Raw genomic sequence first — 14,565 nt, forward strand, 5'->3', positions numbered from 1 at the left:
TGGCGCAACGGCATCACGCGGATCCCACTACCCTGGTATCTCGAGTGACGTCCCTCGAGATCAGGAGCATCGGTGTTCGAATCCCTTTCCGACCGGTTGGCCGGTGCCCTCAAGGATCTGCGTGGCAAGGGACGCCTGTCGCCGGCGGACATCGACGCGACCGCCCGTGAGATCCGGCTGGCGCTGCTCGAGGCCGACGTGGCGCTGCCCGTGGTGCGCGGCTTCATCGCCAAGATCAAGGAGCGGGCCAAGGGCTCCGAGGTCTCCGCCGCCCTGAATCCGGCGCAGCAGGTTGTCAAGATCGTCAACGAGGAGCTCATCAATATCCTCGGCGGTGAGACCCGGCGGGTGCGGCTGGCCAAGAACCCGCCGACCGTCATCATGCTGGCCGGTCTGCAGGGTGCCGGTAAGACCACCCTCGCGGGCAAGCTCGCCAAATGGCTGAAGGCACAGGGACACACGCCGCTGCTGGTGGCCTGTGACCTCCAGCGTCCCGGCGCGGTCACCCAGCTGCAGGTGGTCGGCGAGCGGGCCGGGGTGCCGGTCTTCGCGCCGCATCCGGGCACCTCCATCGGCGGCGGTGAGAACCCGCTGGGCGTCTCGGCCTCCGACCCGATCGATGTGGCGCGCGCCGGTATCGAAGAGGCGAAGACCAAGCAGTACGACGTGGTCATCGTGGACACCGCCGGTCGCCTCGGCATCGACGAGGAGCTCATGCGGCAGGCCGCGGGCATCCGCGACGCCGTCAACCCCGACGAGACCCTGTTCGTCCTCGATGCCATGATCGGTCAGGACGCGGTCGCCACCGCCGAGGCGTTCCGTGACGGCGTCGGCTTCACCGGTGTCGTGCTCACCAAGCTCGACGGCGACGCCCGCGGTGGTGCGGCCCTGTCGGTACGTGAAATCACCGGCCAGCCCATCCTTTTCGCCTCCACCGGCGAGAAGCTCGAGGACTTCGACGTCTTCCACCCCGACCGCATGGCCAGCCGCATCCTCGGCATGGGCGACCTGCTCACCCTGATCGAGCAGGCCGAACAGGTCTACGACGCCAAGCAGGCCGAGGAGGCCGCCCGCAAGATCGGCTCGGGTGAGCTGACCCTCGAGGACTTCCTCGAGCAGATGCTGGCCATCCGCAAGATGGGCCCGATCGGCAACCTGCTGGGCATGCTGCCCGGCGCGGGGCAGATGAAGGACGTGCTGGCCCAGGTCGACGACAAGCAGCTCGACCGGGTGCAGGCCATCATCCGCGGCATGACCCCCGCAGAGCGCGCCAACCCCAAGATCATCAACGCCTCCCGCCGCCTGCGCATCGCCAATGGCTCGGGCGTCGCGGTGTCCGACGTCAACCAGCTGGTCGACCGGTTCTTCGAGGCCAGGAAGATGATGGGCGCGATGTCCCGGCAGTTCGGCCTGCCGGGTGCGGGCCGTGGCGGCAAGAACACCAAGAAGGGCAAGAAGGGCAAGAAGGGCGGACGTGGCCCGACCCCGCCGAAGGTGCGCGGCGGCTTCCCCGGCATGCCGGGCCTCCCGGGCGGTATGCCCGCCGGTATGCCCGACCTCTCCAACCTCCCCGCCGGTCTCAATGAGCTGCCGCCGGGCCTGGAAGGTTTCGACCTCTCGAAGCTGAACTTCCCCAAGAACTGATCCACGCGAACCTGATTCGGCCCCGCCCACCCCGGGCGGGGCCGAATTGGGTCGCACCGGCTGACCGAAATCCTGCTCACCGCACTGGCTCCCGCGACGGGGTTGACCATTGAATCGGTGCGGATCCCGCTCGGCGAGCTGCTGGTGGTCAACGGCGCCAACGACAGCCTGATCAGCACCCGGGATTCGATCGACATCGCCATCGGTGCCCCCAACGCCCAACTGGTCCTGTACGCCGACGACCACTGCGCCATGGGTCATGCCGTGCAATGGTCGGAATTATCGGTACGGTTCCTGCGTGACCACTTGGTGTCCTTCGACGCGGCAGAACCGGTGATGCGATGACCGAACCCACCCCGCTCCCGCGCCTGCGCCGCACCCTCGACCGCGGCCGACGGCGCATCCTCCGCCAGATCGACACCGGTGGCGGGTGGACGACGGTCGGCGAATCCGATGGCGGCGCAGCCGATCTCGTGCCCTCGGCCTGGACCGAGGAGTTCGAGCTGGCCCGCTACGAGCATCTGGACCTCGCCGACGGGGCCACGGTACTGCCGGTGTGCCCGGCCTCGTTCCGGGACTTCATGCTCTACGAGAAGCATGCCGTGGACGCCGCGCGCGGGATGGCCCGCCGGTTCCTGCCCGCCGGATACCGGCTCGGGCAGGCGTTCGAGACGCTGACCCGCCGGACGTTCCCGGCCTACCGGCCGCACCGGCTCTGGTACGCCCAGCCCATCTACTACCTGTCCAATGCGCTGACCATCGTGCCCTCGGGTGTCCCGGTCGCGCCGCCCGCCTACAGTCGCGCACTGGATTTCGAGCTCGAACTCGGGGTGGTGCTGGGCGCTCCGCTGCGCGACGCGTCGCCGGAGCAGGCGCTGGCAGCGATCGCGGCGGTGGTGGTGGTCAACGACTTCTCGGCACGGGATGTGCAATTGGCGGAAATGCGGTCGGGTTTCGGCCCGCAGAAGTCCAAGCACTTCGTCAGCTCGATGTCCGGGACGGCGGTCGCCGGTGCGGCGGTGGCCGACCGGCTCGATCGGCTCACGGCCACGGTGGCGATCAATGGGGAGACGGTGTCCCGCACCGGGACCGGGGGCATGCGCTTCTCGCTCGGTGAGGCCATCGCGCATGTCTCGCGCTCCGAGCAGCTGTATCCGGGTGAGCTGCTGGCCACCGGCACCCTGCCCGGTGGCAGCGGTATGGAAGTGGGCCGCTGGCTGGCTCCCGGCGACGAGCTGCGCCTGGAGATCGACGCCATCGGCGTCATCGAACATCGAATCCAGCCGTGATCGACCACCGAATCCAGCACTGAGGAGGGGCACGTGAAAATCGACCAGGTTGCCGATTCCGTCTACGTCGTCGCGGGTACGAACGTCAACTGGGCGTTGATCAGTGACGAGCGCGGTGTGACCATCGTGGACGCCGGATATCCCGCCGACACCGAGTCGGTGCTGAGCTCGGTGCGCCAGATAGGGCGCGAGCTCGGCGATATCGCCGCGGTCCTGCTGACCCATGCGCACCTCGATCACATCGGTGCGATTCCGACCCTGGTCGAACGCCTGGGCGTGCCGGTCTACACCGGCGCCGAGGAGGTCCGGCACGCCAAACGTGAGTACCTGCAACAGATCACGCCCGTGGACATGGTGCGGCAGCTGCGGACTCGGCGCGGGGCGGTCTGGGTCGCGCAGACCCTGCGCGCCTGCGTCGGTCACATCGGGATGACCGTGCCGACCGCTCGAACCGCCGACGCCGACACCCTGGCGGCGCTCCCGGGCGGTTTCGTCGAGGTGCCGACGCCCGGTCACACCAACGGTCACACGGCGTATCTGATGCCGTCCGAGGGTGTGCTGTTCTCCGGCGACGCCCTGGTCACCGGCCACCCCCTGTTGCTCGAGACCGGTCTGCAGCTTCTTCCGAGCGTGTTCAACCACGATGAGGCGGGGACGCTCGCGAGCGCCCGCGCGCTCTGCACGCTGGAGGCCGGGATTCTGGTTCCCGGGCATGGCCTGCCGGTCCGGCACGACCTGTCGAGCCTGCTGGGTGATTTCGCCCGGCCGTGATCGCCGCGATGAGGTCAGATCGGCAGGCAGGGGTTGTCGTTGCCGGGCGTGACCTTGGTGCTGCCGGTGCTCAACCCGATACTGCAGAGGATCACGGCCACGATCGAGATGGGTGCCGCGGCCGAGGCGGTGATCATGCCCGGATCCCAGTTGACTCCGAACGCGCTGGACCCCGAGCTGGTCGCGACGGGGGCGGCGGTGGTGTCCGGGGACGGCTGGTCGAGGGAGACGGGCGCGGCCTGTGCGGTGGCTCCGGCTGCGGTGACGGTCGCGCCGATCGCCAACGCGGCGAATGTCAGGCGGATTCGATTGCGGGCGAACAACAATGACATGGGTGGGCCTCCGGCAAAGTGATGTGTGACCCGATCGTAAACGGATATTGAAACTCGCGTGCTTCAAATTTTGAAGGCCACGGGGGACAGGTGCATTCGCAGGACGCCACAGGCGCAGCGGGTGTAGCTGACGATGCCCTCGGAGGTGCGGTGGCGCGAAAGGACTTGGAAGGGTTGGGCTGTGGGCCAGCCGCAGTGGCGACACTGCCGGTCCGATTCGGTCATGAGGCCAGTCTTCGCGGGGCGGTAGTCTCGGTCCATCGAAAGTTTTCGTAGCGAATCGTTCGGAATTGCCACATGATCGATCCTCGGTTGCAGGCCCTGCGGGTACTGCGTGAGCACGGCACGGTGACCGCGGCCGCGGCGGCACTGCATCTGACGCCGTCCACGGTGTCGCAGCAGCTGCGTGGCCTGGCCCGGGAATTGGATGTCGAACTGCTCGAGCAGGTGGGGCGCAGGGTGCAGTTGACGGCCGCCGGGCACGCGCTGCTGCGGCACGCGGATCTGCTTGCGGCACAGGCGGAGAGCGCACGGGCGGAGCTGGCGGCGCACCGGGCTGGCATCGCGGGGGTGCTGCGGATCAGTGCGATGCCGACCGCTCTCGCGGCCCTGGTGGCGCCGGCCGCCGCCCGGCTACGGGACGCGAATCCGGGGCTGACCGTGGAACTGATCGAGGACGAGAGCGCGCACTGCTTCGAAACCCTGCTGGTCGGGGACAGCGATATCGGGATAGTGCTGCCCGCGCCCGGCAGCCCCGCGCCCGACGACCTGCGGTTCGAGCAGCGTCCGCTGTTGGCCGAGCCGTTGGATCTGCTTGTGCCCGTGGGCCATTCACTCGCCGGGCGCGACAGCGTCGCCCTGTCCGAGGCGGCGTCCGAGCCGTGGATTACCGGACGTGCGCGCATCACCCATCACCTGGTGGTGTCGGCCGCCTGCGCCGCGGCCGGGTTCACACCCCGGATCGCCGGGCAGGCGGTCGATTTCCCAGGTGTGGCGGCCATGGTGGCGCACGGATTCGGGGTGAGTCTGGTGCCCCGGCTCGCGTTCCTGCCGCCGGAGCTGGCGGTGGTGCGCGTCCCGCTGCACGACGATCCGGTCCCGGTCCGCCGTCACCTGTCCGCGGTGCGGCGGGGCAGCGCCGAGCATCCGGTGATCGCGGCCGGGCTGGATGCCATTCGCGGGCTCTGCCGGGAGCGCACCGACATCACCGTGCTCGACGACTGATGCGATAGTGGACCCGGAATCGTGTCGAGACGTACCGTCCAGGCAAGGAGGTCGGCATGCGGCTGCATTTCCGCGGCGTGGTCCTGCCCGATGACGAAGTCCGCGACCTCTGGGTGCGCGACGGCCGGATCTCCGCGGAGCCGATTCCCGACGCCGACACCGTGCAGGCCTCCGGCTGGATCGTGCCCGGCCTGGTCGATGCCCACTGCCATGTCGGCGTCAAATACGGCGGCGGACACGAGGATTCGGCGGGCGCGATCGCCCAGGCCGAGGTCGAGCGGGACGCGGGCGCCCTGCTGCTGCGTGATGCGGGCTCGCCCATCGACACCCGTTTCATCGACGACCGCGACGACCTCCCGCGCATCATCCGCGCGGGCCGCCACATCGCCCGCCCCCGGCGCTACATCCGCGAACTCGGCATCGAACTCGACGACGAGCGCGACCTGCCCGAGATCGTCGCCGAGCAGGCCCGCCGCGGCGACGGGTGGGTCAAGATCATCGGCGACTGGATCGACCGCGCGATCGGCGACCTCGCCCCACTGTGGTCCGACGACATCCTGAAGGCCGCCATCGACGCCGCCCACGGCGAGGGCGCCCGTGTCACCGCCCACGTCTTCGGCGAGGACGCCCTGCCCGGCCTGCTGAACGCCGGCATCGACTGCATCGAGCACGGCACCGGCCTCACCGACGACACCATCGCCCTGATGGCCGCCCACGGCACCGCCCTCGTCCCCACCCTCATCAATATCGACACCTTCCCCGGAATCGCCGACGGCGCAACCAAATTCCCCACCTACGCCGCCCACATGCGCGACCTCCACCGCCGCTCCCGCACCACCGTCGCCAAGGCCCACGAGGCCGGCGTACCCATCTACACCGGCACCGACGCCGGCGGCTCCATCCGCCACGGCCGCATCGCCGACGAGATCGCCGCCCTCGCCGGCGCCGGCTTCACCCCCCACAACGCCCTCGGCGCCTCGTCCTGGCACGCCCGCACCTGGCTCGGCCGCTCAGGCATCGAACCCGGCGCCCCCGCCGATTTCGTTGTGTACCAAGAAGACCCACGCGAGAACCTCTCCGCGCTTGCCACCCCCGCCTGGGTGGTTTTACGCGGCCGCGTCTACAACCGCCGCGACCCGGTCACCAGCCACCGCTGAGTTCCGGGTACTGAGCCGACGAGAATTGCTGGTTCAGCGTATGGAACGTGCATATCCCGCACATGGAACGATGTCGATTGGATTGAATCCGATACACCCGGATACGCCATTCGGACCGGTACGCCACCGACTGTGTTCGAAGCGGATAGATCGGACGGGAAATGACGATGACCGCTGAGGTTTCGACGTTCCACCCACTTGGGCCAACAACCGTGGAAGACTGGCTGGCTGCGGAGCAGCCGTCCGATGGATCTCGTCTCGAGCTCATCCTGGGGTACCTCTACATGACACCTCCACCCACGGGGTCGCACCAGTACGCGACCGGTGAGTTGTTCGTGGCACTCCGAGGTGCGGTCCGAGCTGCGGGGCGATCGGACCTGCAGGTGCTTCCCGGCGTCGGTGTGCGGATCAGTACGGCGTTCAGGACAGCTGTCATCCCCGATGTCGTCGCGGTCGTCGCGGCCGAAGCGCACCGCAAGTGCTTCGAGTCGCATGAACTGGTGCTCGCCGTCGAAGTCTGGTCGTCCGGCAATACCCGCGAGGAACGCGATACGAAGATCGCGGGATATGCCGCTGCGCGAGTCCCTTTCCTCTGGATAGTCGAACTGCCCGACGGCAAACCCGCCACGTTCTGCGGCTACCGGTTGGGCGAATCCGGGTATCGCCAGGAGATCTATGCGGCAGCAGGGGAGACGGTGTCGGCTCCCTCCCCCGTCCCGGTCGAGGTGGCAACCGCCGAGTTGCGCTGAAGACTCGCCCATCCCCTCGGAAGCGGTAACCGACTCTGGGCATCGCGAGCTACATGTGCTGCAGGTGGGGGGTCGGTTGGGCGGGTATGGCGATTCGGCTGCGCATTCAAAGTGAATCGGTCATGCTTCAGACGTTTGTTGTTTCGACTCGATGAGGAGATGACCGTGGGGTCTATCGAAACCCTGGCCATTGGTGTGTTGGCCGGTTTGATCGTGAAGCTGCTGACGTCCGGGAGTTCCGGGCCCGGCCCGGTTCAGCCGTAGGCTCTGCGTGAGACGCAGCCCATCGGGGTCGTACCCGGTGGGCTGTGGTGTTTCCGGGGCCGGGTCTGCGGTGTTTCCGTGGCCGGGTCGGGGCGATTTCTCCGGGTCGCCGGTGCTCTGGCAGAATGGACGACCGTCCTCATCGAGGACAGTGTCAGCCCGTCTCCGGTTCCGTACCGCGCGGCGGTCACAGCACTTGACGCAAAACCGGGTCCACCTCGTGTGGGCTGCTGAATTGCGACGTGACCAACCATTTGAAAGGCATCAGCTCATGGCTGTTCGTATCAAGCTGACCCGTATGGGCAAGATCCGCAACCCGCAGTACCGCGTCGTCATCGCCGACGCCCGTACTCGTCGTGACGGCCGCGCCATCGAGTCCATCGGCAAGTACCACCCGAAGGAAGAGCCGTCGCTCATCGAGATCGACTCGGAGCGCGCTCAGTACTGGCTGGGTGTCGGCGCGCAGCCGACCGAGCCGGTGAAGCGTCTGCTGGAGATCACCGGCGACTGGCAGAAGTTCAAGGGCCTGCCGGGCGCCGAGGGCACCCTGAAGACCAAGGCCCCGAAGCCGTCCAAGCTGGACCTGTTCAACGCTGCGCTGGCCGCCGCCGAGAACGAGCCGGTCGCCGAGGCCGTCACCCCCAAGAAGAAGGCCGCCAAGAAGGACGAGGCCGCCGAGGCCGAGGCCGCTGAGGCCACCACCGAAGCCGCCGAGTAACCGTGAGCGAGCGCAGCGAGCGAACCAACGGCACAGCCGCCTCGGCGGTCATGCCGGAGCCGAGCGCTAGCGAGGTGGAGGCATGAGCGCCGTTGTCGCCGATGCTGTCGAGCACCTGGTGCGCGGCATCGTCGCCAATCCCGACGACGTCCACGTCGAGCTGATCACCAGCCGTCGTGGCCGGACCGTCGAGGTGCACGTGCACCCGGATGATCTGGGCAAGGTGATCGGTCGCGGCGGTCGTACCGCGACCGCCCTGCGCACCCTGGTCGCCGGGATCGGCGGTAAGGGCATTCGCGTCGACGTGGTCGACACGGATCAGTAGATGGAACTGGTCGTCGGGCGGGTCGCCAAGTCACACGGTGTGCGTGGCGAACTCGTCGTAGAAGTCCGCACCGACGAGCCGGAACTGCGGTTCGCGCCCGGCAGCGTCCTGAAGGGGAAGCTGCCGCGCGCGAAGCAGACGCAGGAATTCGAAGTGGAGTCGGTCCGGGAGCACTCGGGCCGGCTTCTCCTGCGTCTGGACGGCGTCGCCGACCGCACGGCCGCGGATGCGTTGCGGGGCATGCTCTTCGTGGTGGACTCCGCGGATCTGCCGCCGTCGGAGGACCCGGACGAGTACTACGATCACGAACTCGAGGGCCTGCGCGTCGAACTCGGCGACGGCACCCGGGTCGGCACCGTCAACGAGGTGCTGCATTCCGCTGCGGGAGAACTGCTTTCGATCAAGGCCGGGGACGCGTTCCCGCCCGCGGGCCGGGAGATCCTGGTGCCGTTCGTGCTGGCCATGGTGCCGACGGTGTCGGTCGCCGACGGCCTGATCGTCATCGACCCGCCCGAGGGCCTGCTGGACCCGGAGTAGCGGCGTGCGAATCGACGTAGTCACGATCTTCCCCGAATACCTCGAGCCGATGCGAGCGGCCTTGCTGGGCAAGGCGATCGACAAGGGTCTGCTCGAGGTGGAGGTGCACGACCTGCGCCGCTGGACCCACGACGTCCACAAGTCGGTGGACGACACCCCGTACGGCGGCGGGCCGGGCATGGTCATGAAGCCGACCGTGTGGGGCGACGCCCTCGACGAGGTGTGCCCGGACGACGCGCTCCTGGTGGTGCCGACTCCGGCGGGCGTGCCGTTCACGCAGGAGACCGCGCAACGGTGGTCCGCCGAACGGCACATCGTGTTCGCCTGCGGGCGTTACGAGGGCATCGACCAGCGTGTCTTCGACGATGCCGCGCGCCGGGTGCGCGTCGAAGAGGTCAGCATCGGCGACTACGTGCTCATCGGCGGCGAGGCCGCCGTGCTGGTCATGACCGAGGCGTTCGTCCGGCTGATCCCGGGCGTCCTCGGCAATCAGCAATCCCACGAACAGGATTCGTTCTCCGACGGTCTCCTGGAAGGCCCCTCCTACACCCGGCCGGTGTCCTGGCGCGGCCTCGACGTCCCCGAAATCCTGTTGTCCGGCAACCATGCCAAGATCGCCGGGTGGCGGCACGAACAGTCGCTGCGCCGCACGGCCGAACGCAGGCCCGACCTTCTACCGGATAACCTGGGCCATGCGTGAAGGAGGGTCGATCATGCGTGAAACCAGAGGATTTCTCAGCGCGACGCTGGCCGGGCTGGCCCTGTTCGCCGCGATGTTCGGCGGCGGCAAGGCGGTCGCGGACAACCTCGATGTGCTCTTCCTGAGCCACCTGGGCGACCAGACGGTCGCGTCGCCCGGCTACGAGGACACCGCGGACGGGCAGCGGCTGATCGCCGAGGGCAAGGACATCTGCGCCCGCCTGCGCGCGGGCACCCCGGTTGTAGCGACCGACCAGTGGGGATTCGGGGAAAGGCTCGCCCGCGCGGCCGTCTCGGTGTACTGCCCCGAATTCAAATCGACCCCAAGAGATTTCGGCTGACGGTGAAATTCGGTACGTAACAACTGATTTCGCGAGGATCGGGGTAACTCCCCGGGTACGCCCAGACGTGATTCGGCACCCGTCGCGGGCACGCATGCGTCGCGGGTGACGGCTCTCGGCGGGGCGCTGAAGTCTCGGAGAGGCGGGGTAGTCACCGAATCCTGTGTGGGCCTTGCACGCACTGTCGGGTGGCGGCGGTAGTGTCTGCGGGCGTGACGACAGCCTCCGAAACCGTCAGCGCAGCATCCGCAGGTGCCGCATCCACGGGTGCAGCGAGCACCGAGAGCACCGTCCGCCTCGCCAGCGTCGGCCGGCGTATCGCCGACGAGCTGGGGGTGCGCGAGGAACAGGTGCGCTCCGCCGTCGAACTCCTGGACGCCGGGTCGACCGTGCCGTTCATCGCCCGTTACCGCAAGGAAGTCACCGGCGGACTCGACGACGCCCAGCTACGCACCCTCGACGAGCGCCTGAGCTACCTGCGCGAACTCGACGAGCGCCGGGGCTCGATCATCGAATCCATCCGTGGCCAGGGCAAATTGGACGAGGCGCTGCACGCGCAGATCATGCTCGCCGACACCAAGGCCCGCCTCGAGGACATCTACCTGCCCTACAAGCCCAAGCGGCGCACCAAGGCGCAGATCGCGCGCGAGGCCGGGCACGAGCCCGTGGCCGACGCGCTGCTGACCGACCCGACCACCGATCCCGCGCAGTACAACGCCGAACAGCTCGACGGCGCGCGGGCCATCCTGGTGGAGCGTTTCGCCGAGGACGCCGACCTGGTCGGTGAACTGCGCGAGCTCATGTGGGAACGCGGGCAGATGAGTTCGACGGTGCGCGCGGGCAAGGAGGAGGCGGGCGCGAAGTTCGCCGACTACTTCGAATTCTCCGAGCCCTTCAGCAAGCTGCCCTCGCACCGCATCCTGGCGCTGCTGCGCGGCGAGAAGGAGGAGGTGCTCAACCTGCACCTCGAACCCGACACCGAGACGGCGTCCGGTGCGGGCTCCGCAAGCTCCACCCGTGGCGAGGACGGGCAGCGCTCGATCTACGAGGGCCGCATCGCCCTCAAGTTCGGCATCGCCGATCAGGGCCGCGCCGCCGACTCCTGGCTGCTGGACACCGTGCGCTGGGCGTGGCGGACCAAGCTGCAGGTCAGTATGGGCATCGACACCCGAATGCGGTTGCGGCAGTCCGCCGAACGCGATGCCGTCGATGTGTTCGCGGCCAATCTGCGCGACCTGCTGCTCGCCGCGCCCGCTGGCACCCGCTCGACGATGGGCCTGGACCCGGGCTACCGCACCGGTGTGAAGGTCGCCGTCGTGGACGCCACCGGCAAGGTGGTCGCCACCGAGGTCATCTACCCGCACAAGCCGCAGGGGCAGACCGAGAAGTCCCTGGCCGTGCTGGGTGCACTGGTCGCCCGCTTCAATGTCGAGCTCATCGCCATCGGCAACGGCACCGCCTCCCGCGAGACCGACGCCCTTGCCGCCGAACTGATCTCGCGCATCCCCGAGAACAAGCCCACCAAGATCGTGGTCTCCGAGGCGGGCGCGTCGGTGTACTCGGCTTCCGCATACGCCTCACAGGAACTGCCCGACATGGACGTGTCGCTGCGCGGCGCCGTCTCCATCGCCCGCCGGCTCCAGGACCCGCTGGCCGAATTGGTGAAGATCGACCCGAAGTCCATCGGCGTCGGCCAGTACCAGCACGACGTCTCCGAAACCCTGCTGGCCCGCTCGCTGGGCGCGGTCGTCGAGGACGCTGTGAACGCCGTCGGCGTCGACGTGAACATCGCCTCCGTCCCCCTCCTGTCCCGGGTCTCGGGCATTTCCAACTCGATCGCGGAAAGCATTGTGGCGCACCGCGATGCCAACGGCCCGTTCCGCAGTCGCGCCGCACTCAAGGATGTCCCACGCCTGGGCCCCAAGGCGTTCGAACAGTGCGCGGGCTTCCTCCGCATCCGCGAGGGCGACGACCCGCTGGACGCCTCCGGCGTGCACCCCGAGGCGTACCCCGTGGTCCGGCGCATCCTCGATGCCAGCGGTAAGAGCGTGAAGGAGATCATCGGCAACACCTCCGCCCTGCGCGCCCTGCGGCCGGCCGACTTCACCGATGAGCGATTCGGTGTTCCGACCGTCACCGACATCATCGCCGAACTCGAGAAGCCCGGCCGCGACCCTCGGCCCGAATTCAAGACCGCCGAATTCGCCGCGGGCATCGAGAAGGTCGCCGACCTGAAGCCCGGCATGGTGCTCGAGGGCGTCGTCACCAATGTGGCCGCCTTCGGCGCCTTCGTCGACATCGGCGTCCACCAGGACGGCCTGGTCCATGTCTCGGCCATGTCCCACAACTTCGTCAAGGACCCTCGCGAGGTCGTGAAGTCCGGCGACGTCGTGAAGGTCAAGGTCCTCGAGGTCGATGTCCAGCGCCAGCGCATCGGCCTGTCCCTGCGCCTCGACGACGAGCCCGGAAACGCCAAGCCCGACCGCGCCGACCGCGGCCCGCGCAACAACCAGGGCGGCGGCCAGCGCGGCGGCAACCGCGACAACCGGCAGGGCGGCCAAGGTGGCCAGCGCCAGGGCGGACAGCGTCAGGGCGGCGGCAACCGCAACCAGCCCGCCCCCAGCGGTTCGATGGCCGACGCCCTCCGGCGCGCCGGCTTCGGGCGCTGACCAGCCGATCCCGAACCACCCCGTCCGGCCGCACCCACACCCGGGTCCGGCCGGACGGCCGTTTCCGACCTCGGACCGGCACGGCTAACTCAGTGGGGAGCCGACCCGGTGCAGGGTGCCGTCGGGGTCGACGTAGCCGAATTCCCTCAGGCCGTAATCGGTGTCGACCGGGGTGGTGAGGCGGCCGGGCAGGCCTGCGGCAGCCCACTCCGCGTGCAGCGCGTCGGCGTCGGAGACGTAGAGGTAGACCGCTGCGGCGGTTCGTGTCGAGTCGTGTTCGTCCCACTCGGTGAGGTGCAGGGATACGCGGCCGCGGTCGGCGAAACCGTAGCGGGCGTCGCCCTCATAGGCGTGGACGCTGAACCCGAGGCGACGGTAGCGGGCCAGGGCGGCGTCGAGGTCGAGGACCGGGATCACGGGGGCAACGCGATCGAAGGTGATGTCGTCCGGCATGGAAGCTCCGAAAAATGAAGACGCCGAGGCGGTCCCGGTTCGGGGGCACCTCGGCGTGCTCGTGGTGGGTTATTCGACGCCGAGGGAGACCTCGGTGGATTTGATGAGGACCTTGACGGGTTTGCCGTCGGTGAGACCCAGGTCGTCGGCGGCGTCGCGGGTGATGGAGGAGGTGATCTCGTCACCACCTGCGAGGCGGATGCGCACCACCGCCATGGCCTCGCCGCGGGTGACCTTGGTGACTGTTCCATCGAGTTGGTTTCGTGTACTCAGTCGCATGGTGGTGAGCCTAGTCACCGGTGGCCGCCATTTCGATGGTGGCTGAAAGGTTGCTCAATCACGTCGCGACCGCATGTGATCGTTCCGTGCGGGTCGGCGGCGCGGGTAGCGTGGCGGGGGTTGGCGTTCGCACGAGGGTTTCGGAGGCGACACGGGCATGCACGTACATCGGTGGTGGGAAGATGTCGTGGTGGCACACGGCAGATTGCCATTGGCATGCCTGCTTCTGGGGTTCATCGTCGGGTTCCTGCTGATCCGAATCAGCGTGCGGCTCATCCGCAAACAGGTGCGCTGGTGGCCGGGCAATGTGCGGGCCGGGGACGTGCACATCCACCACATGGTGTTCGGGGTGATCCTGGTGCTCGGCGCCGGCGTCGGGTTCGTGACGCTGTATCAGAGCAGTGTCGGCGTCACCAGTGCGCTGGCCGCGGTGTTCGGGCTCGGCGCGGCGCTGGTGCTCGACGAGTTCGCGCTCATCTACTACCTGCGCGACGTGTACTGGGAGGAGCAGGGCCGCACCTCGGTCGATGCGGTGTTCGTGGCCCTTGCCGTGACCGGGCTGCTGCTGCTCGGTTTCCATCCGCTGTGGTTGCTGGACATCGGCAATATTCGTGATCTCCGCACCGATCAGAATGTGCCCGAGCGGCTGTTCACGATCGGGTTCGCGTTCGGGAATCTGCTGCTGGCGGCCATTGTCATTGCCAAGGGCAAGATTTGGACCGGTCTGTTCGGAATGTTCTTCCCGCCGCTGCTGGTCATCGGCGCGCTGCGGCTGAGCCGCCCGGGCGCACCCTGGGCGCGCTGGCGCTACGCCTCCGGCTCGGGCCTCATGCGGCGTGCGGTGCGGCGCGAGCGCCGCTATCGCCGCCCGGTGATCCGGGCCAAGATCTTCGTGCAGGACCTGCTGGCGGGCAAGCCCGATGCCGCGCACGTGCTCCGCGCCGCCGAGGAGGAGCTGGCCCGGACCGTGGTCCCGGCGCCGCACGCGCCGCCCTCGGCCCACCTGCACCTCATGCACGGTCGCAAGCACGTGGATCGGCCCCTCGGGCCCAAGTCCGCCGAGCGTCCCCCGGAATCGGTCGATAGCCAATGAGTTGCTGACTCTCGGTCGGCG

At 68.4% G+C, this 14,565-nt stretch carries 17 protein-coding genes; 14 read left to right on the forward strand and 3 right to left on the reverse strand.

Annotated features, from left to right (window positions below):
- The first annotated feature begins 72 nt into the window (after positions 1-72).
- The 4 genes from ffh (at position 73) to AB0L60_RS16430 (ending at position 3,704) form a co-directional block, all read left to right on the forward strand.
- Positions 73-1,644: a signal recognition particle protein gene (gene ffh, locus AB0L60_RS16415; RefSeq protein ID WP_364613828.1), complete on the forward strand. Its 1,572-nt coding sequence runs from the start codon at positions 73-75 to the stop codon at positions 1,642-1,644.
- A gap of 117 nt (positions 1,645-1,761) precedes the next feature.
- Positions 1,762-1,989: a hypothetical protein gene (locus tag AB0L60_RS16420; RefSeq protein WP_364613831.1), complete on the forward strand. Its 228-nt coding sequence runs from the start codon at positions 1,762-1,764 to the stop codon at positions 1,987-1,989.
- Positions 1,986-2,933: a fumarylacetoacetate hydrolase family protein gene (locus AB0L60_RS16425; RefSeq protein ID WP_364613834.1), complete on the forward strand. Its 948-nt coding sequence runs from the start codon at positions 1,986-1,988 to the stop codon at positions 2,931-2,933. Before AB0L60_RS16420 ends, AB0L60_RS16425 begins: the two co-directional genes overlap by 4 nt.
- Positions 2,934-2,966: 33 nt before the next feature.
- Entirely contained in the window at positions 2,967-3,704 is a 738-nt protein-coding gene (locus AB0L60_RS16430) for an MBL fold metallo-hydrolase (RefSeq protein ID WP_364613837.1), read from the forward strand.
- Positions 3,705-3,718: 14 nt separating this feature from the next.
- Here AB0L60_RS16430 and AB0L60_RS16435 read toward each other — a convergent pair whose 3' ends face one another.
- Positions 3,719-4,036, reverse strand: a complete 318-nt coding sequence (locus AB0L60_RS16435) for a hypothetical protein (protein ID WP_364613840.1) — start codon at positions 4,034-4,036, stop codon at positions 3,719-3,721.
- A 297-nt stretch (positions 4,037-4,333) separates the two neighbouring features.
- On the opposite strand from AB0L60_RS16435, the gene AB0L60_RS16440 reads away from it, so the two are divergent.
- The 9 genes from AB0L60_RS16440 to AB0L60_RS16480 all read left to right on the forward strand — a co-directional run bounded on the left by AB0L60_RS16440 (position 4,334) and on the right by AB0L60_RS16480 (position 12,719).
- Positions 4,334-5,260, forward strand: a complete 927-nt coding sequence (locus AB0L60_RS16440; RefSeq protein ID WP_364613843.1) for a LysR family transcriptional regulator — start codon at positions 4,334-4,336, stop codon at positions 5,258-5,260.
- Positions 5,261-5,316: 56 nt separating this feature from the next.
- Positions 5,317-6,417: an amidohydrolase family protein gene (locus AB0L60_RS16445; protein WP_364613846.1), complete on the forward strand. Its 1,101-nt coding sequence runs from the start codon at positions 5,317-5,319 to the stop codon at positions 6,415-6,417.
- A 167-nt stretch (positions 6,418-6,584) separates the two neighbouring features.
- A complete protein-coding gene (locus AB0L60_RS16450) occupies positions 6,585-7,166 on the forward strand; it encodes a Uma2 family endonuclease (protein WP_364613849.1) in 582 nt (193 codons plus the stop codon).
- A gap of 535 nt (positions 7,167-7,701) precedes the next feature.
- Positions 7,702-8,148, forward strand: a complete 447-nt coding sequence (gene rpsP / locus AB0L60_RS16455) for a 30S ribosomal protein S16 (protein WP_364613852.1) — start codon at positions 7,702-7,704, stop codon at positions 8,146-8,148.
- Between the two features lie 82 nt (positions 8,149-8,230).
- Positions 8,231-8,473: an RNA-binding protein gene (locus AB0L60_RS16460; RefSeq protein ID WP_029930032.1), complete on the forward strand. Its 243-nt coding sequence runs from the start codon at positions 8,231-8,233 to the stop codon at positions 8,471-8,473.
- Positions 8,474-9,010 (forward strand): ribosome maturation factor RimM, encoded by a 537-nt coding sequence (gene rimM, locus AB0L60_RS16465; RefSeq protein WP_364613856.1) that lies wholly within the window; start codon positions 8,474-8,476, stop codon positions 9,008-9,010.
- 4 nt (positions 9,011-9,014) lie between these two features.
- Positions 9,015-9,710, forward strand: a complete 696-nt coding sequence (gene trmD / locus AB0L60_RS16470) for a tRNA (guanosine(37)-N1)-methyltransferase TrmD (RefSeq protein WP_364613859.1) — start codon at positions 9,015-9,017, stop codon at positions 9,708-9,710.
- 13 nt (positions 9,711-9,723) lie between these two features.
- Entirely contained in the window at positions 9,724-10,050 is a 327-nt protein-coding gene (locus AB0L60_RS16475) for a DUF732 domain-containing protein (protein WP_364613862.1), read from the forward strand.
- Positions 10,051-10,367: 317 nt separating this feature from the next.
- Positions 10,368-12,719 carry a Tex family protein gene (locus AB0L60_RS16480; protein WP_364613997.1) on the forward strand — a complete coding sequence of 784 codons (2,352 nt, stop codon included), beginning with the start codon at positions 10,368-10,370 and terminating at the stop codon, positions 12,717-12,719.
- An 84-nt stretch (positions 12,720-12,803) separates the two neighbouring features.
- On the opposite strand, the gene AB0L60_RS16485 is transcribed toward AB0L60_RS16480, so the two are convergent.
- Together AB0L60_RS16485 and AB0L60_RS16490 are read right to left on the reverse strand one after the other, a co-directional pair.
- Complete coding sequence (locus tag AB0L60_RS16485; RefSeq protein WP_364614000.1) at positions 12,804-13,160, reverse strand: VOC family protein; 357 nt, start codon at positions 13,158-13,160, stop codon at positions 12,804-12,806.
- A gap of 81 nt (positions 13,161-13,241) precedes the next feature.
- Positions 13,242-13,451 carry a TOBE domain-containing protein gene (locus AB0L60_RS16490; RefSeq protein WP_364613865.1) on the reverse strand — a complete coding sequence of 70 codons (210 nt, stop codon included), beginning with the start codon at positions 13,449-13,451 and terminating at the stop codon, positions 13,242-13,244.
- A gap of 157 nt (positions 13,452-13,608) precedes the next feature.
- Here AB0L60_RS16490 and AB0L60_RS16495 point away from each other — a divergent pair, with 157 nt between their 5' ends.
- Positions 13,609-14,544, forward strand: a complete 936-nt coding sequence (locus AB0L60_RS16495) for a hypothetical protein (protein WP_364613868.1) — start codon at positions 13,609-13,611, stop codon at positions 14,542-14,544.
- Positions 14,545-14,565 lie beyond the last annotated feature (21 nt).

It is taken from the genome of Nocardia sp. NPDC051981 (assembly GCF_040680715.1).
Classification (GTDB): domain Bacteria; phylum Actinomycetota; class Actinomycetes; order Mycobacteriales; family Mycobacteriaceae; genus Nocardia.

Coding starts and splice junctions, on each gene's coding strand:
- AB0L60_RS16445 (WP_364613846.1), top strand. CDS start 5,317: ATGCGGCTGCATTTCCGCGGCGTGGTCCTGCCCGATGACGAAGTCCGC.
- AB0L60_RS16435 (WP_364613840.1), bottom strand. CDS start 4,036: ATGTCATTGTTGTTCGCCCGCAATCGAATCCGCCTGACATTCGCCGCG.
- AB0L60_RS16490 (WP_364613865.1), bottom strand. CDS start 13,451: ATGCGACTGAGTACACGAAACCAACTCGATGGAACAGTCACCAAGGTC.
- AB0L60_RS16425 (WP_364613834.1), top strand. CDS start 1,986: ATGACCGAACCCACCCCGCTCCCGCGCCTGCGCCGCACCCTCGACCGC.
- AB0L60_RS16475 (WP_364613862.1), top strand. CDS start 9,724: ATGCGTGAAACCAGAGGATTTCTCAGCGCGACGCTGGCCGGGCTGGCC.
- AB0L60_RS16495 (WP_364613868.1), top strand. CDS start 13,609: ATGCACGTACATCGGTGGTGGGAAGATGTCGTGGTGGCACACGGCAGA.
- rimM (WP_364613856.1), top strand. CDS start 8,474: ATGGAACTGGTCGTCGGGCGGGTCGCCAAGTCACACGGTGTGCGTGGC.
- AB0L60_RS16450 (WP_364613849.1), top strand. CDS start 6,585: ATGACCGCTGAGGTTTCGACGTTCCACCCACTTGGGCCAACAACCGTG.
- rpsP (WP_364613852.1), top strand. CDS start 7,702: ATGGCTGTTCGTATCAAGCTGACCCGTATGGGCAAGATCCGCAACCCG.
- AB0L60_RS16460 (WP_029930032.1), top strand. CDS start 8,231: ATGAGCGCCGTTGTCGCCGATGCTGTCGAGCACCTGGTGCGCGGCATC.
- AB0L60_RS16440 (WP_364613843.1), top strand. CDS start 4,334: ATGATCGATCCTCGGTTGCAGGCCCTGCGGGTACTGCGTGAGCACGGC.